The 21,057-nt window shown below is 63.7% G+C and carries 21 protein-coding genes and 2 pseudogenes; 10 read left to right on the forward strand and 13 right to left on the reverse strand.

Going from position 1 to position 21,057, the window contains the following annotated elements; translation table 11 throughout:
- The 4 genes from DBO86_RS26735 to DBO86_RS14355 all read right to left on the reverse strand — a co-directional run.
- A partial coding sequence (locus DBO86_RS26735; RefSeq protein ID WP_244185501.1) for a hypothetical protein occupies positions 1–95 on the reverse strand: 95 nt, incomplete at its 3' end.
- Between the two features lie 193 nt (positions 96–288).
- Positions 289–1,722, reverse strand: a complete 1,434-nt coding sequence (gene adeC / locus DBO86_RS14345) for an AdeC/AdeK/OprM family multidrug efflux complex outer membrane factor (protein ID WP_108234013.1) — start codon at positions 1,720–1,722, stop codon at positions 289–291.
- A complete protein-coding gene (locus DBO86_RS14350; protein ID WP_108234014.1) occupies positions 1,719–4,862 on the reverse strand; it encodes an efflux RND transporter permease subunit in 3,144 nt (1,047 codons plus the stop codon). Before DBO86_RS14350 ends, adeC begins: the two co-directional genes overlap by 4 nt.
- A gap of 14 nt (positions 4,863–4,876) precedes the next feature.
- A complete protein-coding gene (locus DBO86_RS14355; protein WP_108234015.1) occupies positions 4,877–6,025 on the reverse strand; it encodes an efflux RND transporter periplasmic adaptor subunit in 1,149 nt (382 codons plus the stop codon).
- Between the two features lie 181 nt (positions 6,026–6,206).
- On the opposite strand from DBO86_RS14355, the gene DBO86_RS14360 reads away from it, so the two are divergent.
- Positions 6,207–6,854: a TetR family transcriptional regulator gene (locus DBO86_RS14360; RefSeq protein WP_108234016.1), complete on the forward strand. Its 648-nt coding sequence runs from the start codon at positions 6,207–6,209 to the stop codon at positions 6,852–6,854.
- Between the two features lie 81 nt (positions 6,855–6,935).
- On the opposite strand, the gene DBO86_RS14365 is transcribed toward DBO86_RS14360, so the two are convergent.
- The 3 genes from DBO86_RS14365 to DBO86_RS14375 form a co-directional block, all read right to left on the reverse strand.
- Positions 6,936–7,118: a hypothetical protein gene (locus DBO86_RS14365; RefSeq protein WP_004424604.1), complete on the reverse strand. Its 183-nt coding sequence runs from the start codon at positions 7,116–7,118 to the stop codon at positions 6,936–6,938.
- Positions 7,119–7,391: 273 nt separating this feature from the next.
- Positions 7,392–8,423 (reverse strand): zinc-binding alcohol dehydrogenase family protein, encoded by a 1,032-nt coding sequence (locus DBO86_RS14370; protein ID WP_108234017.1) that lies wholly within the window; start codon positions 8,421–8,423, stop codon positions 7,392–7,394.
- A gap of 22 nt (positions 8,424–8,445) precedes the next feature.
- Positions 8,446–8,739, reverse strand: a complete 294-nt coding sequence (locus tag DBO86_RS14375; protein WP_092377570.1) for a putative quinol monooxygenase — start codon at positions 8,737–8,739, stop codon at positions 8,446–8,448.
- A gap of 106 nt (positions 8,740–8,845) precedes the next feature.
- Between DBO86_RS14375 and DBO86_RS14380 the strand changes: the two genes are divergently transcribed.
- From DBO86_RS14380 to DBO86_RS14415, 9 genes and pseudogenes are all read left to right on the forward strand, one after another.
- On the forward strand, positions 8,846–9,760 hold the full coding sequence (locus tag DBO86_RS14380; RefSeq protein WP_108234034.1) for a LysR family transcriptional regulator: 915 nt from the start codon (positions 8,846–8,848) through the stop codon (positions 9,758–9,760).
- 106 nt (positions 9,761–9,866) lie between these two features.
- Positions 9,867–10,253, forward strand: coding sequence for a DUF2946 domain-containing protein (locus DBO86_RS14385; RefSeq protein ID WP_108234018.1), 387 nt, complete (start codon positions 9,867–9,869; stop codon positions 10,251–10,253).
- Positions 10,254–10,334: 81 nt separating this feature from the next.
- Positions 10,335–11,205, forward strand: a pseudogene (locus DBO86_RS14390) (PepSY-associated TM helix domain-containing protein).
- Positions 11,206–11,279: 74 nt separating this feature from the next.
- Complete coding sequence (locus DBO86_RS14395; RefSeq protein ID WP_004424590.1) at positions 11,280–11,774, forward strand: copper chaperone PCu(A)C; 495 nt, start codon at positions 11,280–11,282, stop codon at positions 11,772–11,774.
- A gap of 44 nt (positions 11,775–11,818) precedes the next feature.
- On the forward strand, positions 11,819–12,148 hold the full coding sequence (locus tag DBO86_RS14400; protein ID WP_341792678.1) for a DUF2946 domain-containing protein: 330 nt from the start codon (positions 11,819–11,821) through the stop codon (positions 12,146–12,148).
- Between the two features lie 62 nt (positions 12,149–12,210).
- Positions 12,211–12,675 (forward strand): annotated as a pseudogene (locus tag DBO86_RS25870) (TonB-dependent receptor plug domain-containing protein); the annotation flags it as partial.
- Between the two features lie 2 nt (positions 12,676–12,677).
- A complete protein-coding gene (locus tag DBO86_RS25875) occupies positions 12,678–12,908 on the forward strand; it encodes a TonB-dependent receptor (RefSeq protein WP_167399134.1) in 231 nt (76 codons plus the stop codon).
- 244 nt (positions 12,909–13,152) lie between these two features.
- A complete protein-coding gene (locus DBO86_RS14410) occupies positions 13,153–13,419 on the forward strand; it encodes a PepSY domain-containing protein (protein WP_039965030.1) in 267 nt (88 codons plus the stop codon).
- The gene (locus DBO86_RS14415) at positions 13,419–13,955 is read left to right on the forward strand and encodes a cytochrome b/b6 domain-containing protein (RefSeq protein ID WP_108234021.1); all 537 of its coding nucleotides are present in this window, start codon (positions 13,419–13,421) and stop codon (positions 13,953–13,955) included. The genes DBO86_RS14410 and DBO86_RS14415 overlap by 1 nt, the downstream gene beginning before the upstream one ends.
- 76 nt (positions 13,956–14,031) lie before the next feature.
- On the opposite strand, the gene DBO86_RS14420 is transcribed toward DBO86_RS14415, so the two are convergent.
- From DBO86_RS14420 to DBO86_RS14445, 6 genes are all read right to left on the reverse strand, one after another.
- Entirely contained in the window at positions 14,032–14,979 is a 948-nt protein-coding gene (locus DBO86_RS14420) for an adenosine deaminase (RefSeq protein ID WP_104728709.1), read from the reverse strand.
- Positions 14,980–15,274: 295 nt separating this feature from the next.
- The gene (locus tag DBO86_RS14425) at positions 15,275–16,240 is read right to left on the reverse strand and encodes a 2-oxoglutarate and iron-dependent oxygenase domain-containing protein (RefSeq protein WP_108234022.1); all 966 of its coding nucleotides are present in this window, start codon (positions 16,238–16,240) and stop codon (positions 15,275–15,277) included.
- A gap of 186 nt (positions 16,241–16,426) precedes the next feature.
- Positions 16,427–17,509, reverse strand: coding sequence for a BMP family ABC transporter substrate-binding protein (locus DBO86_RS14430; protein WP_084340261.1), 1,083 nt, complete (start codon positions 17,507–17,509; stop codon positions 16,427–16,429).
- 423 nt (positions 17,510–17,932) lie between these two features.
- Positions 17,933–19,279, reverse strand: a complete 1,347-nt coding sequence (locus DBO86_RS14435; protein WP_108234023.1) for an 8-oxoguanine deaminase — start codon at positions 19,277–19,279, stop codon at positions 17,933–17,935.
- 214 nt (positions 19,280–19,493) lie between these two features.
- Positions 19,494–19,943 carry an REP-associated tyrosine transposase gene (locus DBO86_RS14440; protein ID WP_108234024.1) on the reverse strand — a complete coding sequence of 150 codons (450 nt, stop codon included), beginning with the start codon at positions 19,941–19,943 and terminating at the stop codon, positions 19,494–19,496.
- Between the two features lie 136 nt (positions 19,944–20,079).
- On the reverse strand, positions 20,080–21,006 hold the full coding sequence (locus DBO86_RS14445; RefSeq protein ID WP_108234025.1) for an ABC transporter permease: 927 nt from the start codon (positions 21,004–21,006) through the stop codon (positions 20,080–20,082).
- Positions 21,007–21,057: the final 51 nt, after the last annotated feature.

Below are 21,057 nucleotides of genomic sequence, written 5' to 3' on the forward strand. Positions count from 1 at the left end.
AGTTGCTTGCGGCATTTGACCTGCTCATGGCTGTCGACACCATGAACTTGAAAAACCTGCTTTGCCAAATCCACGCCTATGCGTTTAAGTTTCATGCGGGCTCCCCCTCCGGGATTGTTTGTTTCGTAACCTACAGTCTGGCGCAATGACGCCGTAGGAGGGAGGAGTCCATCTCATTGGGCTACGGTATGGAGCCCAGTCCCGTCAGGACTCGTAAAAAAACGCCCCCGCAAAGACTGCGGGGGCGGCGCGTTGGATAAGGTCGTCCTTGAAGCGGGTTACGCGCGGTCAACCTTGTGGGGCATTGCTCCCCGTATTGCTCCAGCCACCACCCAGGGCCTTGTACAGCTCCACTTCGCTGCTGAGCTGGGCCAGGCGGTCGGCGATCAGTTGCTGGCGCACGCTGAACAGCTGACGCTGGGCGTCGAGCAGGGTCAGGTAGCTGTCCACGCCGGTGCGGTAGCGCCGCTCGGCCAGGTCGTAATAGGTCTCGGTGGTTTCCAGCAGGGCGCGCTGGGCGTCCAGTTGCTGGCGGTAGGTGGTGCGCGCGGCGAGGCGGTCGGCGACCTCCTGGAAGGCCACCTGGATGGCTTTCTCGTACTGCGCGACCTGGATATCGCTCTGCAGTTCGGCATAGTCGAGGTTGGCGCGCAGACGGCCGGCGTTGAAGATCGGCAGGCTGATCTGCGGCTGGAACAGCCAGGTGCCCGAGCCGCCGTCGAACAGGCCGGACAACTGGCTGCTGGCGGTGCCGGCATTGGCGGTCAGGCTGATGCTGGGGAAGAACGCCGCACGCGCCGCGCCGATATTGGCGTTGGCGGCCTTGAGCTGGTACTCGGCCTGCAGCAGGTCGGGGCGACGCTGCAGCAGGTCGGCGGGCAGGCCAGCCGGTACCTGCTCCAGCAGTTCGGCGTTCAATGCCAGACCTTGCGGCAGGTCGGCCGGCAGGCCGCTGCCGAGCAGTTGAATCAGGGCGTTGTGATCCTGAGCGACCAGGCGCTGGTACTGCGCCAGGCTGACGCGGGCGCTGTCCACCGAGCTGCGTGCCTGGCTCAGGGCCAGGGCATCGGCGACACCGACGTCGAAGCTGCGCTGGGTCAGCTGGTAGCTTTCCTCGAAGGTCTTCAGGGTGTCCTGGGTCAGTTGCAGCAGCGCCTGATCCGCCTGCCATTGCAGGTAGGCGTTGGCGACGCTGGCGACCAGGCTGATCTGCGTGCTGCGCTGGGCCTGTTCGGTGGCCAGGTACTGCTGCAGAGACTGTTCGCTGAGGCTGCGGATACGGCCAAAGAAGTCCAGCTCCCAGGCGTTGACGCCCAGGGTGGCGCTGTACTGACCGCTGGTGCGGGCTTCACCGGTCTGGCTCAGATCGGCCGGCAGGCGCTGGCGAGTGCCGGCGCCGTCGGCGGAAACCGAAGGCAGCAGGTCGGCACGCTGGATGCGGTACAGCGCGCGATAGGCTTCGACGTTCAGCGCAGCGACACGCAGGTCGCGGTTGTTTTCCAGTGCCACCTGCACCAGTTGCTGCAGCGCCGGGTCGCGGAAGAACTCGCGCCATTGCAGGTCTGCTGCTGCACGGCTGCCTTCACTGGTGGCGCTGCCATAGGCTTCGCCTTGCGGCCAGTCGGCGGCCACCGGAGCGTCAGGGCGTTCATAGTCGGGAATCAGGCTGCAGCCGCTGAGCAGAGCGGCGGCCACGGCGAGGGACAACAGGGACTGCCTCATTGCAGTGCCTCCTTCTCTTTTTCATTGGCCGGCTCGGGGCGCTTCTTCTCGAAAATCGAGCAGACCACGACGTAGAACAGCGGAATCCAGAAGATCGCCAGCACCATCGCGCTGAGCATGCCGCCGATCACCCCAGTACCGATGGCGTGCTTGCTGCCCGCGCCGGCGCCACTGGCGATGGCCAGCGGCAGACAGCCGAGGATGAACGCCAGCGAGGTCATGATGATCGGGCGCAGACGCATGCGGCAGGCTTCGATGGCGGCTTCAGCGAAGGTCATGCCCTGTTCGTACTGCGCCTTGGCAAACTCGACGATAAGGATCGCGTTACGCGCCGACAGGCCGATGGTGGTGAGCAGGCCGACCTTGAAGAACACGTCGTTGGACAGCCCGCGCAGCTCGGTGAAGGCCAGCGCGCCGATGATCCCCAGCGGCACCACCAGCATCACCGAGAACGGGATCGACCAGCTCTCGTACAGCGCTGCGAGGCAGAGGAACACGACGATGGCCGAGATCACGAACAATGCCGTGGTCTGCGAGCCGGCCAGGCGCTCCTCGTAGGACAGACCGGTCCAGGAGTAGCCGACGCCCTGCGGCAGTTGCGAGGCGATTTCCTCGACGGCAGCCATGGCATCACCGGTGCTGTAGCCGGGCGCCGGCGCACCGAGGATTTCCACCGCCGACACGCCGTTATAGCGCTCCAGCTTAGGCGGGCCGTAAGTCCACTCGCCACTGGCGAAGGCGCTGAACGGCACCATGCGGCCCTGGTCGTTGCGCACGTACCACTTGTTCAGGTCTTCCGGGGCCATACGTGCGTCGGCCACGCCCTGCAGGTAGACCTTCTTCACCCGGCCACGGTCGATGAAGTCGTTGACGTAGCTGGCGCCCCAGGCGATCGACAGGGTGCTGTTGATGTCCGCCAGCGACAGGCCGAGGGCACGGGCGCGTTCGTCATCGATCAGCAGTTGGTACTGCGCTTCGTCACGCAGGCCGTTGGCGCGCACGCTGTCGAGTACCGGGTGCTGGTTGGCCAGTTGCAGGAACTTGTCACGTGCCTCGTTCATCACCTGGTGGCCAACACCCGCCTGATCCTGCAGGAAGAAGTTGAAGCCAGTGGCGTTACCCATCTCCATCACCGCCGGCGGGGCGAAGGCGAACACCATCGCATCGCGGAAGCTGAAGAAGTGCATCTGCGCCCGTTGCGCCAGTGCGGCTACGCCATTCTCGGCGCCGGGACGTTCACCCCAGGGCTTGAGCATGATGAAGGCCATACCGGAGCTCTGGCCGCGGCCGGCGAAGTTGAAGCCGGTGACGGTGAACACCGATTTGACCGTGCTCGCCTCGTCTTCCAGCAGGTACTGGCGCATTTCGTCGACCACCACCTGGGTGCGCTCGGCACTGGAGCCGGACGGCGTCTGCACCTGGGCGAAGAGCACGCCCTGGTCTTCCTCGGGGAGGAAGGCGGTGGGAATGCGGGTGAACATCCAGGCCATGATCGCGACGATCACCAGGTACAGAATCAGGTACGGTGTCTTGCGCTTGAGCATGCCCGCCACGCCGCGCTGATAGGCATTGCTGCCGCGGTCGAAGGTACGGTTGAACCAGCCGAAGAAGCCGCGCTTGGCCTCGTGGTGGTCGCTGTCGATGGGTTTGAGCAGGGTAGCGCACAGCGCTGGCGTGAAGATCAGCGCCACCAGCACCGACAGGGCCATGGCCGAGACGATGGTGATGGAGAATTGCCGGTAGATGACCCCGGTGGAGCCGCCGAAGAAGGCCATCGGCAGGAACACCGCCGACAGCACCAGGCCGATACCCACCAGCGCGCCCTGAATCTGCCCCATGGATTTCTTGGTCGCTTCCTTGGGCGATAGTCCATCCTCGCGCATCACCCGCTCGACGTTCTCCACCACCACGATGGCGTCGTCCACCAGCAGGCCGATGGCCAGAACCATGGCGAACATGGTCAGGGTATTGATGGAGAAACCGAACGCGGCAAGTATGCCGAAGGTCCCGAGCAGTACCACCGGCACCGCCATGGTCGGGATGATGGTGGCGCGCAGGTTCTGCAGGAACAGGAACATCACCAGGAACACCAGCACGATGGCCTCGAACAGGGTCTGTACCACCCCTTCGATGGAAGCCGAGATCACCGGTGTGGTGTCGTAGGGGAAGACCACTTCCATGCCGGCCGGGAAGAACGGCTCGAGATTGGCGATGGTTTCACGCACTGCCTTGGCCGTGTCCAGGGCGTTGGCACCGGTGGCCAGGCGAATCGCCAGACCGGAGGCCGGCAGGCCATTGAACTGCGCGTTGATCGCGTAGTTTTCACCGCCCAGCTCGACCTTGGCGACATCACCCAGGCGCACCTGGGAGCCATCGGCCTGCACCTTGAGCAGAATCTTGCGGAACTCTTCCGGGGTCTGCAGGCGGGTCTTGCCGATGATGGTGGCGTTGAGCTGATTGCCCGGCGACGCCGGCAGCCCGCCGAACTGGCCGGAGGAAATCTGCACGTTCTGCGCCTGGATGGCGCTGCGCACGTCAACCGGGGTCAGCTGGAAGCTGTTGAGCTTGGTCGGGTCGAGCCAGATGCGCATGGCGTACTGCGCGCCGAACACCTGGAAATCACCGACGCCCTTGGTCCGCGAAATCGGGTCCTGCAGGTTGGAGACGATGTAGTCCGACAGGTCTTCACGGGTCATGCTGCCGTCTTTCGACACCACGCCGATGACCATGAGGAAGTTGCGCACCGACTTGGTCACACGGATGCCCTGTTGCTGGACTTCCTGCGGTAGCAACGGTGTCGCCAGTTGCAGCTTGTTCTGCACCTGAACCTGGGCGATATCCGGGTTCACCCCCTGTTCGAAGGTAACGATGATCTCCATGCTGCCGTCGGAGTTGCTGGCCGAGCTGAGATAGCGCAGCCCGTCGATACCATTGAGCTGCTGTTCGATCACCTGCACCACGGTGTCCTGCACCGTCTGCGCCGAGGCACCGGGATAGCTGACGGCGATGCTCACCGCAGGTGGCGCAATGCTCGGGTACTGGTTGATCGGCAATTTGAGGATGGACAGGCCGCCGGCCAGCATGATCACCAAGGCGATCACCCAGGCGAAGATCGGCCGGTCGATAAAGAATCTGGACATTCAGTGTTTCTCCGTTAGTCCTGGCCGTTGGCTGGTTCGGTGCCCTGGTCAGGCTGTTCGGTCTTGACGTTGCTGGCCGGCACGGCCTTGACCTCGGCACCCGGCTGCACGAACTGCAGGCCTTCGGTGATCAGGCGGTCGCCGTCCTTCAGGCCATCCTCGACCAGCCAGGCATTGCCGGCGGTGCGGTCGGCCTTGAGTACACGCTGCTCCACCTTGTTTTCGGCATTGACCACCATCGCCGTCGGCTCACCACGCTGGTTGCGGGTCACACCCTGCTGCGGGGCGAGGATGGCGTTTTCCTTGACCCCGGACAGCAGCTCGGCGTGCACGAACATGCCCGGCAGCAGCAGGTGATCTGGGTTGGGGAATACCGCGCGCAGGGTCACCGAGCCGGTGCTTTCGTCCACTGCCACCTCGGAGAATTCCAGGGTGCCTTCATGGGCGTAGCGGCTGCCGTCCTCCAGCTTCAGCGCGACCTTGGCGGCGTTCTCGCTAGCCTTCTGCAGGCGGCCCTCGGCCAGGTCACGGCGCAGGCGCAGCAGTTCCTTGCTCGACTGGGTGACGTCGACGTAGATCGGGTCGAGCTGCTGAATGGTGGCCATGGCGCTCGCCTGGCCGTTGCTCACCAGCGCACCTTCGGTCACGGCGGAGCGGCCGATGCGACCGCCGATCGGCGCCAGCACCTTGGTGTAACGCAGATCGATGCGTGCCTGTTCCAGTGCGGCGTCAGCCTGCAGGGCGGCGGCGTGAGCTTCATCATAGGCCTGTTGGCTGACGGCCTTGTCGGCGACCAGGAGCCTGTAGCGATCGGCCAGGGCCTTGGCGGAAAGCTGCGTGGCCTGGGCGCTCTTCAGCGTAGCCTCGTAGGTGGCTGGGTCGATCTGGTACAGCTGCTGGCCCGCCTTGACCTCGCTGCCTTCGGTGAACAGGCGCTTCTGAATGATGCCGTTGACCTGTGGGCGCACCTCGGCGATGCGATAGGCGCTGGTGCGCCCCGGCACTTCACTGGTCAGTGCGAAGGGTTTGGCTTCGAGCGTGACCACGCCGACTTGCGGGGTTTGCTGGGGCGGTGGGGCGCTGGATTCCTGGCAGCCGGTGAGACTGAGCATTGCCACGGCGATGGCGGAAACCAAGACAGCGGAGGCTGGCTTCGAGTGCATCTGAGAACCTCGTTTTTATCGAATCATGGCCCAAGGGGCGCGAAGGGGACGAAGGCAGGGGAAAAATCGATGCAGGAATATACTTACATGCGTGAATGTTTGTAAATGCCTAAAGCTGCCTGCATACTCTCGCCCGTCCTTCCTTGGCGAAGGATTACTGCAAGGCAAAAGTAGGTGACAAATGGCCAGAAGAACCAAAGAGGAAGCGCAGGCGACGCGGGTGCAAATACTCGATGCTGCTGAGCGGGTGTTCCATGCCCAGGGCGTTTCCCGTGCGTCGCTGGCCGAAGTGGCGAAAGAAGCCGGCGTCAGTCGCGGCGCCATCTATTGGCATTTCGAGAACAAGGTAGACCTGTTTCAGGCGATGCTCGAACGCCTGCGCCTGCCGCTCGAGGAGCTGGCGCGTGCCAGCGAGAGTGAGGACGAGCCCGACCCGCTGGGCTGCATGCGTGAATTGCTGATCACGGCGCTGACTCGGCTGGCTTGTGAGCCACAGACTCACCGCACCTATGACATCCTGCGCTACAAGTGTGAATACACCGGTGAGCTGCTCGGACTGCGTGAACGCATGCAGGCGCTGAGCCTGGAGTGCGATCAGCGCATCGCCAAGGCGCTGAGCAATGCGGTCAACAAGAACCAGCTGCCGAGCGACCTGGACTGCGCACGCGCTGCCGTCTGTCTGCATGCCTATATGGAAGGTATCGAGGCCAACTGGCTACTGGTGCCCAATTTCGACCTCGCGCAGCAGGCGCCAGCGCTGGTCGATACCGTGCTGGACATGTTGCACAGCCCGGCGTTGCGCCTGATGACGGGCGACCTGGCGAGGTAGGGGGCGCCGAGCGCACCGAGGGCTAGCCCGTTTTTTCGGTGCGCACAGCACAACCTGTGTCATTGCAATCAGGGCTGAGGTTCAGCTCGCCTGACGCTGCAAGGGCCAGTCGGGCAGGTTATGCGGCGCGCGCAGTCGCGCTTCGAGTTTGGCAACGAACTGGTGCGCCTCTTCTTCGCTGCGAAAACTCACGCAATGCTGATCCAGGCGCACCTGCCACAGGCATTCGCCGCCCTGATTCTGCGGTTGGACGACAATCTTCATGCTGACCACCTCCTTGAGCTGCGACGAGTCGTCGATGCTACTTGGGGATAGTCAGGATAGTCCGCTCACATGACCTTATTCTGACGTGGGTCAAAGGGTCGACCAGTGTTAAGAACGCTTTGCGATAAGCAGCGTGATGGCGGGGGTGGGATGCAAGAGCTGGTGGGCTGAAGCCCACCCTACGCCCACCTTACGGTCGTGCCGTGGGTTGTAGGGTGAGCCAGGCGGCGTTCCGCTTTAGCCCACCACATTCAACTTCACAAACCGCCAGCCTCAGAACCCTTCGAGCACGATCTTGCCCTTGGCCTTGCCACTCTCCAGCAACGCATGGGCGCGACGCAGGTTGGCGGCATTGATGGTGCCGAAATGCTCACCGAGGGTGGTCTTGAGCACGCCGGCGTCGACCAGATCGGAGACCCGCTCCAGCAGACGATGCTGCTCGATCATGTCTGCGGTCTGGTACAGCGAACGGGTGAACATCAGCTCCCAGTGCAGCGACAGGCTCTTGAGCTTGAGTTGCATCACGTCCAGCGGTTGCAGCGGGTCGTCGATCAGCCCCAGACGCCCCTGCGGCACCAGGCACTCGATCAGTTGCGCGTAGTGCTGGTCGGTCTGGGTCAGGCTGGCGACATGGGTGACCTGGCCGATGCCAATGCGCGCCAGTTCCTCGCTCAGCGGCTTGCTGTGATCGATCACATGATGTGCGCCCAGATCACGGACCCAGGCCTGGGTTTCCGGGCGCGAGGCAGTGCCGATCACGGTCAGGCCGGTCAGGTGGCGCGCCAGTTGGGTGAGAATCGAACCGACGCCACCGGCGGCGCCGACGATCAGCAGGCTCTGGCCTTGATCGGCCGAGCTTTCGGCAACCTGCAGACGTTCGAACAGCAGTTCCCAGGCGGTGATGGCGGTCAGCGGCAAGGCTGCAGCTTCGGCGAACGACAGGCTGCCCGGCATATGGCCAACGATGCGTTCATCGACCAGGTGCAGTTCGCTGTTGGCGCCGGCACGGTCGATGGCGCCGGCGTAGAAAACCTTGTCGCCCGGCTTGAACAGGCTGACCTCACTGCCTACCGCCTTGACGATTCCGGCTGCATCCCAACCGAGCACCTTGGCGGCACCATTGTCCGGCGCATCGCCAAGGCGGATAACGCCATGGCGGATCTTGGTGTCGACCGGGTTGACCGAGATGGCTCGAACCTCGACCAGCAGATCGTGCGGGCCCGGAGTGGGATCGGCCAACTGCACGTCCTGCAGCGCTTCGGGATGCTCGGCAGGCAGGGGTTGGTAGTAAGCGACGGCTTTCATGGAAATGCTCCTCTGTGAGAAATCAGGTAAGGGGTTGCAGGGGGAGCAGATCGATGCCCGCAAGCCGCTCGCCGAATGTGTTGGTGAAATGTACAAAGTGAGGCGCTGCGCGGTGCTGGTCCAGTGCCTCGGCGTCGCGCCATTGTTCGATCATCACGAACTGGTGCGAGTCCTCCTTGTTGCGGTGCAGTGCGTACTGCAGGCAGCCTGGCTCGGCGCAAGTGGCCGTGACCAGACGTTGCAGGCCCGCGGCCACTGCCTCGGCATGTCCTGGCAGGGCATTGATGGTGGCGATCAGTGTGAGAGCGGTGGTCATGGTTGGCTCCGGTGGAGGTATTGGAACCATGTTCGTTTATTTGTGTGGCAAGAAAAATAGGCTGGTAATAGAGTCTCTTTCATCATTTTTTTGAAAGTGAATGGCCATGCTTCGCTTCGTCGACCTGCAACTCTTCGTGCGTACCGCCGAAACCGGCAGCCTGTCCGCTGCGGCGCGGCTGCTGGATGTGTCGCCAGCCGTGGCCAGCGCCGCCCTCAAGCGTCTGGAGCAGCAACTGCAGGTGCGCCTGTTGGCACGTTCGACGCGCAGCCTGCGCCTGACGCCCGAGGGCGAGCTGTATCTGGTGCATGCCCGGCTGGCGCTGCAGAGCCTCGAGGAAGGGCGCCAGCAACTGGTCGGCAGCCAGGAGGGGATTTGCGGCGTATTGCAGCTGTCGGCGCCGTCGGATCTGGGGCGCAATACGTTGTTGCCCTGGCTCGACGCGTTCCAGGACGAGCATCCGCAACTGCAGCTGCGTCTGCTGCTGGCCGACCGGGTGGCCGACCTGTTCCGTGAGCCGGTGGACATCGCCCTGCGTTACGGCGCACCGGAGGATTCCAGCCTGGTGGCGCTGCCGGTGGCAGCGGAGAATCGTCGGGTGCTCTGCGCTTCACCTTCCTATCTCGCCCGGCACGGTTCGCCGCGCAGCGTAGAGGAGCTGCATCAGCACAACTGCCTGCTCTATATGTTGCATGGCCGAGCCTATGATCGCTGGCGCTTTCAGGATGGCAAGCGCGAGGTACTGATGAACGTCGCGGGTGACCGCGTCTGCGACGATGCCGATGTCACTCGGCGCTGGGCCGTGGCCGGGCGGGGTGTGGTGTACAAGTCCTGGCTGGATGTCGCCGAAGACGTGCGCGAAGGGCGCCTGCAGGTGCTGCTGCCGAACTGGCTGGGCGAGCCGACGCCCCTGTATCTGGTGTGCGCGCACCGTGCTCAGCTAAGCAAGGCGGTGCATCTGCTGCGCGAATTCGTGCAACTGCGCTGCCAGCGTTTGCTGGACGCTGCGCCATGGCGTTAGCACTTGATGCGATAAAGCCAGCAAGCCCTGCTAGACTCTCGTATGCAGTGCCTGCGGCAACGCACCGCAGTGTCGCGCTGCCATCCTCTGTTTAGAGTCGCGCCCCATGAAACTGGCCCGCCAAGACCGCTCACTGACCGCCTGGGTGCTGTACTTCAGCATCCTGTTCAGTGCATTCGTCTGCGCGATCAGCCACGGCCAGATGGCCGGCATGCAGCTCAGTGGTCTGGATGGCCAGTACTGCTCGTTCGATGGCAACTTCGGCGCGGGCGCCGACCTCGACGGCTCCGGCATCGTCGCGCCGAACCCGGTCACCGGTTCCAACTGTGCGCTGGCCAGCCTGTTCAGCGCGATCATTCTCGCTGCCTTCTTCGGCCTGCTCGGGTTGCTGGCTGCCGAGCGCAGTTGGTCGGCATCCGCGCTGCATCTGCCGCGCATCACCCGTTATCGTTGGCCTCCGGCCAATCCCCGCGCTTCTCCTTTCTTCGCCTGATCCATCCGCCCGTTCCGGGCGTCCCTATCATGCGAATGCCTGACCGCGCGTCGACGACCGCGGTGGGCTGGAGAAAGCTTCATGGCGTCTTCCCCCGATTGCACCGCGCCTGCTCGTGCGGCCCCGCCTTTCTACAACCTGGCCTGGCGCTGGCATTTCTATGCCGGGTTGTTCGTTATCCCGTTCATGATCCTGCTGTCGATCACCGGGATCATCTACCTGTTCAAACCGCAGCTCGATACCTGGATGTACGCCGACCTGATGCAGGTGTCGGTCGCCGAGCAGCGCCTCAGTGCCGATCAGCAACTGGCTATCGTCCGCGAAGCCTATCCGCAGGCAGTGGTCAGCAAATACCTGCCACCCGCTGCACAGGATCGCAGTGCGCAGTTCGTGATCAACCGGGACGGCCAGGAGCTGAACCTGTTCGTCGATCCCTACAACGACAGCGTTCTCGGCACCCAGGACGCTCTGTGGAATCTGCAGACGGTGGTGCGCAAGCTGCACGGTGATCTGCTGATCGGCACCGTTGGTGACCGTCTGATCGAACTGGCCGCGGGCTGGGGCATCGTGCTGGTGGTATCCGGCCTGTACCTGTGGTGGCCGCGCGGCAGCGGCGGGGCGGGTGTGTTGTGGCCACGTCTGAGCGCAGGGGGGCGCCTAAGGCAAGTTGTTCGGCCTGGCCAACCAACTGCTGATGGCGGCGGTCTGCCTGCTGATCATCTTCAGCTACGTCAGCGGCCTGGTGCTGTGGTGGAAACGCCGCCCGACCGGACGCTTCGGTGTGCCGCCGCTGCGCCACGATCTGCCGCGCTGGAAGACCGCCATCGGCGTGATGATCGTGCTCGGTGTGATCTTCCCGCTGGTCGGCGCTTCGCTACTGCTGGTCTTCGTTCTTGACTGGCTACTCTCGCGCTTTCGCCAACTGCGGCCATCGACCCGGCCGCTGGCATGAGTGAACAGTTTGATCGTCGCAAGACGTTGTACGCTCGACCCATGATTCGATTCCAAACCAGGAGGCAACACCCCATGACCCTGAAGAAAACCCTGCTCGGCCTCACCCTGCTGCTGCCGACGCTGTTGGTGCAGGCCCACGAGTACGATGCAGGCCAACTGCATATCGACCACCCCTGGTCGCGCGAGATGCCGCCGGTGGCGCCGACTGCTGCCGCTTATTTCGTCATCCACAACAAGGGCAGCGAAGCCGATCGTCTGCTCAGTGTCAGCACCCCGGTGGCCGGCAAGGCCGAGTTGCACGAGCATGTGCATGCCGATGGCGTGATGAAGATGCAGCAGGTGCAGGACGTGGCCATCCCCGCTGGTGGCGAGGTGAAGTTCGAGCCCATGGGCTATCACGTCATGCTGTTCAACCTGAAGCAGCAGGCCAAGGATGGTGAGCGCTTCCCGCTGACCCTCAACTTCGAGAAAGCCGGTGCTGTCGAGGTCGAGGTCGCCGTGCAGAAAGATGCGCCGGCAGGCCATGATCATGCTGCCGGTCATGATGCAGGCAAGCACCAGCACTGATACTGTTCACGGCACGCAGGCGCACGCTCGCCGCCCAGCTTGGGCTGCTGGCGTTCGTCCTCATCATGCTGGCGCCACTGGCGTCGCAACTGTGTGCCGAGCCAGCTGACTGGCGCTGGCTGAACGAGCTTGGCTGTCATGACGGGGCGGGCAGCGTGCCGGCCCCAACGAGCAGCTCCAGCCCAGTGTTGCAGGTGGATGCCTGCGGCTACTGCTCGCTGCTCTCGCATTGTCCGGTGCTGGCCGACAATGGCTCGGTGCTAGCGAGCCGCTTGGAGTTATCTCGCGATACCACCCTGAGGTTGCCTGAGCGACCGCTGCCGGGCGCCAACTTTCCTCATGCGCTGTCACGCGCACCGCCGATGCGCACCTGAAGTCACCACTCCCATGAGGCCGTTACCAGGCCTCTTCGCCAATCGACTTTTCAGGTATCCGCATGTCCGTTTCCTTCGTTTCGGGCGCCGCTTCCGTGCGCGCTCGTTTTCCCCTGTCCGTTCTGGCCGTAGCCTGCGGCCTGTGTTCCATGACTGCCCTGCAGGCTGCCGAGGAGCCTGTGCACGAACTGCCGCCCACGGTGATCACGGCAATCCAGCAAAGCTCGCCGCTGACCGTGGTGGCCGACCCCAAGGATCCACGCCAGCCGGTGCCGGCCAGCGATGCGGCCGACTACCTCAAGACCATTCCCGGTTTCTCCGCGATTCGCAGCGGTGGCAGCAACAGCGGTCCGGTGTTGCGCGGCCTGTTCGGCTCGCGTCTGCTGCTGCTCACCGATGGTGGGCAGATGATCGGCGCCTGCCCGGGGCGGATGGACGCGCCCAGCTCCTACATCTCACCGGAAACCTACGATCGGCTGACCGTCACCAAGGGGCCGCAAACCGTGATCTGGGGGCCGGGCGTGGCAACGTGGTGGGGCAGGACTTCGCCGACAGCGCCGGCTTCGGCGTGCTCTCGTTCAATGGCGCCTACCGCCTCAGCCAACAGGTCAAGCTCAGCGCCGGTGTGGATAACCTGCTCGACAAGCGCTACGCCGAGCACCTCAACCTGGCTGGTGATGCTGGCTTCGGCTTCCCGGCCGACACCCGCATCGACGAGCCGGGCCGCACCTTGTGGGCCAAGGTCGATTTCGACTTCTGAGCCTTCGCTAGCCCGGAGCTACGAAGCGTAGCGATCCTCTCGTAGGAGCCGCGCTTGCGGGCGATTGGCGCTTGCACAATGCGGATCGCCCGCAAGCGGGCTCCTACGTTTGGCCGGGCACGGTAGCCACCTTTCCCGGATTGCATCGGGCTACGATTTTGCGTGGGCTAATAGAGCCTTAAGGTTCAGGCGCGAGAGTGGTCCTCGCAGACCTACTTTCCCCTGCACCGAAGAGGACTACACCATGCGCAAACTGCTTCTGCTGTCTCTGGCTCTGGCCAGCCCGCTGACCTTCGCTGCCACGCAATGCACCACTGCCGACAAGTCGCAGTGGCAGGATCAGGACAAGTTCCAGGCCGACCTCAAGGCCCAGGGCTACGAGATCAACAAGTTCAAGGTTACCGGTGGCAACTGCTACGAAATCTACGGCTTCGACAAGGACGGTAAGAAGGTCGAGATTTACTTCGATCCGGTCAGCGGCAAGCCGGTCAAGAGCAACGTAGAAGGCTGATGAGCGCCGCGACCGTGCGCCTGTGGGACCCAGTGGTGCGCTTGTTCCACTGGTCCCTGGCCGGCGCTTTCCTGGCCAACTACTTCTTCACCGAAGAGGGTGAAGACTGGCATCGCTGGCTCGGCTATTACGCCGTGGCCTGGCTGGCGATCCGCCTGGTATGGGGTTTCGTCGGCACGCCGGCGGCGCGCTGGGCGGATTTCTGGCCGACCCCGGCACGCCTCGGTGCGCATCTGCGTGCATTGATTGGCGGGCAGCCGTATCACCGTCTCGGGCACTCGCCGCTGGGCGCGCTGGTGATGATCCTGATGATGGGGTTGATGCTCGGCCTGGGTGTGACCGGCTTTCTGATGGAGGAGGTCGATTATTTCTGGGGCGCGGATCTGCCGCTGGAAATCCACAAACTCTGTGCCAACGGCCTCATGGCAGTGGTCGGCTTGCATATCGCCGCCGCCTTGTTCGAGAGCTATCGGCTGCGCGAGAACCTGCCGTTGTCGATGGTGACTGGCAAGCGGCGCAAGCTCTCGGAACACTGATACTACAGTCGCGGCTGAAGCCCCTCCCACAGTACCCGCGCTCCGTGGGAGGGGCTTTAGCCGCGATGAGCCTTGCTCAGGCCAGGCGCGCGTCCAGGCTGTTCTGTGCCAGGCGTTTGGCCTGTGCCTCGGTCATGCCCAGGTGTTCGTGCAGAGCGGCGAAGTTCTCGCCGACGTAGCCGCCGAAGTAGGCCGGATCATCGGAGTTCACCGTCACCTTCACGCCGCGCTCGAGCATCTCGAGGATGTTGTGCTGGCCCATGTGTTCGAACACGCACAGCTTGATGTTCGACAGCGGGCAGACGGTCAGCGGGATCTGTTCGTCGATGATGCGCTGCATCAGCCGCTCGTCTTCGATGGCGCGCACGCCATGGTCGATACGCTTGATCTTGAGCAGGTCCAGCGCTTCCCAGATGTACTCGGGCGGACCCTCCTCGCCGGCATGCGCCACCGCGTGCAGACCTTCGCTACGCGCCTTGGCGAACACCCGCTCGAACAGCCGTGGCGGGAAGCCCTTCTCCGAACTGTCGAGGCCGACGCCGATAAAGGCGTCGCGAAACGGCATGGCCTGCTCCAGGGTCTTGAACGCTTCCTCCTCGGGCAGGTGACGCAGGAAGCTGAGGATCAGACCGTGGCTGATGCCCAGCTGTTTCTCGCCGTCGAGCAGCGCCTGCTGGATGCCGCGCAGCACTACCTCGAAGGGAATGCCACGGTCAGTGTGGGTTTGCGGGTCGAAGAACGGTTCGACATGGATGACGTTCTGCGCCTTGCAGCGTTGCAGGTAGGCCCAGGTCAGGTCGTAGAAATCCTGCTCGGTGCGCAGCACGTTGGCACCGGCGTAATACAGGTCGAGAAACTCCTGCAGGTTATTGAAGGCATAGGCCGCACGCAGGGTCTCGACATCGGCCCAGGGCAGGGCGATCTGGTTGCGTTCGGCCAGGGCGAACAGCAGCTCGGGCTCCAGCGAGCCTTCCAGGTGCAGGTGCAGTTCGGCCTTGGGCAGGGCGTTCAGCCATTCGGGCATGGTCGGTTCTCGTTGTCAGGCTTTGTAATGGGCAAAGTTTAACCGGTGGGACAGGACTGTGCTGCGTCGATGGGGGCGCTCAGGGGGTACGGCTTTTCTTTTCTCCTCCCGCAAGCGGCAACTGGAACTTATATCCCGGTCCGCTCTGCCTGTAGGAGCCCGCTTGCGGGCGATCAATTTGTCCGAGCTCTTATCGCCCGCAAGCGGGCTCCTACAGAACGGCTGTCAACTGGGTAGCTCCTCACGGCGATCGCTTCGCTCTTATCGTTCCCACGCCGGAGCGTGGGAGCCATCATCAGCCCTGCGCTTCCTCACGCCGATAGGCATAGGTATCGGCGAAGCGCGACAGCAGGTACTCGGCGCTGGTCACCGGCGTGTACTTGGCTGGGTCATCCGCGCTGGAGCAGTTCGGCAGGCAGTCGATCAGCGTGTCGGGATGCGGTTCGGCGAAGAACGGCATCGAGTAGCGATCCACTCCCAGCGGGCTGATCACGCGATGTGGCGTCGAGGTGTAACGGTTGTTGCTCCAGCGCGCCATCATGTCGCCGATGTTGACCACGAAGCTGCCGGCAATCGGTGGTGCGTCGATCCACTCGCCATCGCGTGCACGCACCTGCAGGCCGCCGGCATCGTCCTGGTAGAGCAGGGTGATGCAGCCGTAATCGGTGTGCGCGCCAGCGCCCTGTTGCTCGGCGCTGGTGGCGGTGTGGCGCGGCGGATAATGGATCATGCGCAGCACGCTGATCGGCTCATGGAAGCGCGCCTCGAAGAAGTCGTGCTCGATGTCCAGCGCCATGGCCATGGCGCGCAGCAGGGTCTTGGCCAGGTCCTGCATGTCGGCGTAATGCTGTTCCATCAGCTCGGCCCAGCCGGGCATATCCGGGTGACGGTTCGGCCCGCGCAAGGGTTTGCCTGCCAGCACCTCGGGGTGATCGGCGGGCATGTGAAAACCCATGTCGAAGGTTTCCTTGAGGTCGCTCGGCTTGCTCGGGTCGAGCTGCTCGGTGGCGATGGCGCCGTAGCCACGATGGTGGGCGGTCTGGGTGATATCGATCCTGAGTTTTGCTTCGGCGGGCAGTGCGAAGAAGGTCTTCGCCGCACTGAGCAGGGCGTCGATGCGCTCGACGCCGATAGGGTGACCGACGATGTAGAAGAAGCCCCAGTCGCGGCAGGCGCGATCGATCTGCTCGGCGACGGCAGGCCAGGCCGAAGCGTCGTCGGCGTAGAGCGGGGCGATGTCGATGATGGGTAATGCGTTCATGTTGAGCCTCGGGTGGGCGTTGCTGCGAGTCTTCTCGTACCCAGGGCAGCGGAAAGGGGGATCGGGTGAGATCCCCTTGATGCGGTTCTGCTTTTGCAGGGACGGCATCGGTGGTTGCTCGGTGGCGGGTTGCACCCGCCCTACATGCACCGTCGCACTGTAGGGCGGGTGCAACCCGCCAATCGTTTACTTCGGCATTTCGGCCTTCACGTTTTCCACGTAGTAGTTCATCGAGGCCAGCTCGGCATTGGTCGCGCTCACGCCCTCGGCGATGCGCACCGCGCCGCTCTGATCCTTGATCGGGCCGGTGAAGGGGTGGAACGCGCCGCTGCGAATGTCGGCGATGATCTGCTCGGCCTCGCCCTTCACGTCAGCCGGCACCAGGTCGCTGATCGGCAGCTCGATGGTGTCCTCGGCCAGGCCGCCCCAGAAGTCCTGCGGCTGCCAGGTGCCGTCGATCACCGCCTGGGTGGATTTGACGTAGTGCGGGCCCCAGTCGTTGACGATGGAGGTGAGCACGGCCTTCGGCCCGAAGTGCGCCATATCCGAGGCGTAGCCGACGGAGTAGATGCCACGGCGCTCGGCGGTCTGGATCGGCGCCGGGCTGTCGGTGTGCTGGAACATCACGTCCACGCCCTGATCGATCAGCGCGTTGGCGGCGTCGGATTCCTTGCCCGGATCGAACCAGGTGTTGACCCACACCACCTTGATCTCGGTGCCCGGGTTGTATTTGTCCAGCGCCAGCTGGATGGCGTTGATATCGCGGATCACCTCGGGGATCGGGAAGGAGGCGACGTAGCCGACTTTCTTGGTCTTGGTCATCTTCGCCGCGAGGAAGCCGCCAACGTAGCGACCCTCATAGGAGCGCGACAGGTAGGTGCCGACGTTCTTGTCCTGCTTGTAGCCGGTGGCGTGTTCGAAGGTCACCTTGGGGAATTGCTTGGCCACCTTGATGGTGGGATTCATGTAGCCGAAGGAGGTGGTGAAGATCAGGTCGAAACCACCCTTGGCCATGTTGCGGATCACCCGCTCGGCGTCGGCGCCTTCCGGTACGTTCTCGACGAAGCTGGTGGTGACCTTGTCGCCCATTTCCTTGATCAGCATTTGCCGGCCCTGTTCGTGCTGGTAGGTCCAGCCGTGGTCGCCGATGGGGCCGATGTAGACGAAGCCGACCTTCAGCGGGTCGGCGGCGGAGGCGCTGAGCATGGCGCCAAAGCCCAGGGCGGCGACGAGGGTGCGCAGCAGCGGTTTCTTGCTCTTCTTGTGCATGGTGGGTACAGCTCCAGTCTTGGTGTTGGGGTGGCCGTTGGTTGGCTGATCCCCTGACTGCAAAAAGCTGACCAAAAGGACAGATAGGCGAGGCGACGGCGTTCTGCCTGTGCGCCTGCTCAGGAGTTGGGGCGGTATTGGTGCGCGGCAGACTTGTATGGCGTGTTGTGGTGCGTCGCTCCTGGGCTCGCACTGATGAAACGACGGTCGCGGCTGAAGCCCCTCCCACAGGTTGGCGCTGTTCTTGTGGGAGGGGCTTTAGCCGCGACCTAGCCAGTGCTGCTGCCTTGTGGTGCGCAAAGAATGACTGGTCTTGCGAGCCACCATGTAGGAGCGAGCTCTGCTCGCGAAGCTTTCGAGGTATGAGCCTTCGCGAGCAGTGCTCGCTCCTACAGCCGATTAATCGCTGACCGCTCGTAGGGCTCAGCCGTTGATCAACTCACGCGCCGCCTGGCGATGATCGGCGATCAGTTGCGCCACATCGAGCCCTTCGATCTGCCCATCGATAACGCGCCAGGTGCCGCCGATCATCATCCGGTCGGCGCGGTCAGCGCCGCACAGCAGCAGCGCCGAAAGCGGATCATGGCTACCGGAAAAGCGCAGCTCATCGAGCTTGAACAGCGCCAGGTCAGCCTGCTTACCAACCGCCAGCTCACCGATGTCGCTGCGCCCCAGCAGTTTCGCCGAGCCCTTGCTGGCCCAGCCAAGTACGCGCTGCGGGGTGATTTGCTCGGCGCCATAGCGCAGGCGCTGGATGTACAGCGCCTGGCGCGCTTCGAGGATCATGTTCGAGGCATCGTTGGAGGCCGAGCCATCGACGCCCAGGCCCAGCGGCGCACCGGCGGCTTCCAGCTCGGCACTGGGGCAGATGCCCGAAGCCAGGCGCATGTTGGAACTGGGGCAATGACAGATGCCGGTGCCGGCAGCGCCCAGGCGGGTGATCTCGTCGGGGTTGAAATGGATGCCATGGGCCAACCAGGTGCGCGGGCCGAGCCAGCCGACGCTGTCCAGGTAATCCACGGTGCGCAGGCCGAAGCGCTGCAGACAGAAGTCCTCCTCGTCGAGGGTTTCGGCCAGGTGGGTGTGCAGGCGCACGTCCAGCTCCTCGGCCAGTTCGGCGCTCTGGCGCATGATTTCCTGAGTCACCGAGAATGGCGAGCAGGGCGCCAGGGCGATCTGGATTTGCGCCCCATCGCCGCGCTCGTGGTACTGGCCGATCAGGCGCTGACTGTCCGCCAGGATCACCTCACCCTGCTGCACCGTTTGCTGCGGCGGCAGCCCACCGTCGGCTTCGCCCAGGCTCATCGAACCGCGGGTGAGCATGCCCAGTTCGCGTACCGCTTCGACCTGCACGTCGATGGCGTTCTCCAGGCCGCCGGGGAACAGGTAATGGTGATCGGCCGCGGTGCTGCAGCCGGACAGCAGCAGTTCGGCCAGCGCCACCTTGCTGGCCAGGGCGAGCTTCTCGGGAGTGAGGCGTGCCCAGACCGGGTAGAGCGTCTTCAGCCAGGGGAACAGCGGCTGGTTGACCACCGGCGCCCAGGCGCGGGTGAGGGTCTGGTAGAAGTGATGGTGGGTGTTGATCAGGCCCGGCAGCAGCACATGCTCGCGGGCATCGAAGGTTTGCTCGCAGGGTGTTGAAGGCTGCTGGCCGGCACCGAGCACTTCGGCGATGCGGCCATCCTCGATCACCAGGCCGCCGGAAGCGTTCAGGTCGTTGGCGGTGAAGATGGCGAGAGGGTTCTTGATCCAGATACGGGTAGCTGCCATGAGCAGGCTCCTCTGAGGTTGATGTCAGGTAAGCCAGCTCAGTGTTGACCCTGTCTGCTGATCCAGGTGCGTCGGAATCGACGTGCGGGGAAGATAGCTGACTCTGGAGTCAGGGGCAACAAGCCTGTCGCGGCTGAAGCCCCTCCCACAAGAATGGCATTTGTCTGTGGGAGCGGCTTTTGTGGGAGGGGCTTTAGCCGCGACTCTTCTGAGGTCAGAGCCAGACCGAATCCCACAGTGGATAATCGCCCACCCGGCTGACCAAGCCTGCTCTTAGAGGGTTGGCAACGATATAGCGTGCCGCTGGCAGTAAGTCTTCCTCACGACGTAATGCCCGGTCATGAAAGCCATCCTGCCAGAGTTTTCCCTGGCGCTTGGTTAGCTGGTTGATGCGCTTGGCGCTGCGTCCCTTGATGCGCCGCATCAGGTCACTAAGCGAGCCATGCTGCAGGGCAATCAACCAGTGCAGGTGATCGGGCATGAGTACCCAAGCCAGCGATTCGGCTAGGCCGTCCTGCTGCGCAGCTTTGAGTTCGGCAACGACCAGGCGGCCAATCGCTAAGTCCGTGAACAGTGTTTCACGGCCCTCGGTCGTTGCGGTGAGTAGGTAGATGCGCTGCGGCTCCGAGAAGCGACCGGCGCGCAAGCGAGCTGAGTGGGGCATTCCTTTGCCTCCCGGGTGGGTGTGACAAAGGTATAGCCGATAAAAGCCTTGTCGCGGCTAAAGCCCCTCCCACAGCACCAGTGCAGTCTGTGGGATCGGCTTTTGTGGGAGGGGCTTTAGCCGCGACTTCTCCTCATCAATGCCCCGGCTGCCAAGGCTGGCCCAGCGACACCGGCGCATACAGCCGGGTCTTGATCGCATCGCGCGAGAGCAGCACCAGCACCACGATGGTGGCCACATAAGGCAGCATCGCCAGCAGGTTAGACGGGATCGACAGGCCGATGCCCTGCGCCACCAGGTGGAGGATGCTGGCCAGGCCGAACAGGTAGGCGCCGAGTAGCACACGGAATACGCGCCAACTGGCGAACACCACCAGCGCCAGGGCGATCCAGCCGCGGCCGGCGGTCATGTTTTCCGCCCACATCGGCGTGTAGGCCAGCGACAGGTAACCGCCCGCCAGACCAGCCATGGCGCCGCCGAACAGCACCGCCAGGGTGCGCACGCGCAGCACCGGCAGGCCCATGGCGCTGGCTGCGTCCGGGTTCTCGCCGACGGCCTGGATAATCAGGCCGATACGGCTTTTCAGCAGCACCCAGGCCACCAGCGCGAACAGGGCGAAGGACAAATAGATCAGCACGTCCTGGGCGAACAGCATGCGTCCGATCAGCGGGATGTCGGACAGCAGCGGAATGACGATGGGCTCGAAGCCGGACAGCGGCTTGCCGACCCAGGCAGCGCCGACGAAGGTGGACAGGCCGACGCCGAAGATGGTCAGGGCCAGGCCGGTGGCCACCTGATTGGCATTGAAGCCCAGCGCCACGGCAGCGAACAGCAGCGACAGCAGCATGCCGGCGACGATGGCCAGCAGCACACCAAGCCACAGGCTGCCGGTGCTGAAGGCGACGATAAAGCCGATCACCGCGCCGAACAGCATCATGCCTTCCTGGCCGAGGTTGAGCACGCCGCTCTTCTCGCATACCAGCTCGCCGAGGGCCACCAGCAGCAGCGGCGTGCCGGTGCGCACCATGGCGTAGAAGATATTGGTTAACAGATCTAGATCCATACGTGAAGCCTCGGATGCAGCAGATAAAAAAGAGTGTGTCTTGTGGTGGGA

The organism is Ectopseudomonas oleovorans (assembly GCF_003052605.1).
Lineage (GTDB): Bacteria > Pseudomonadota > Gammaproteobacteria > Pseudomonadales > Pseudomonadaceae > Aquipseudomonas > Aquipseudomonas oleovorans_A.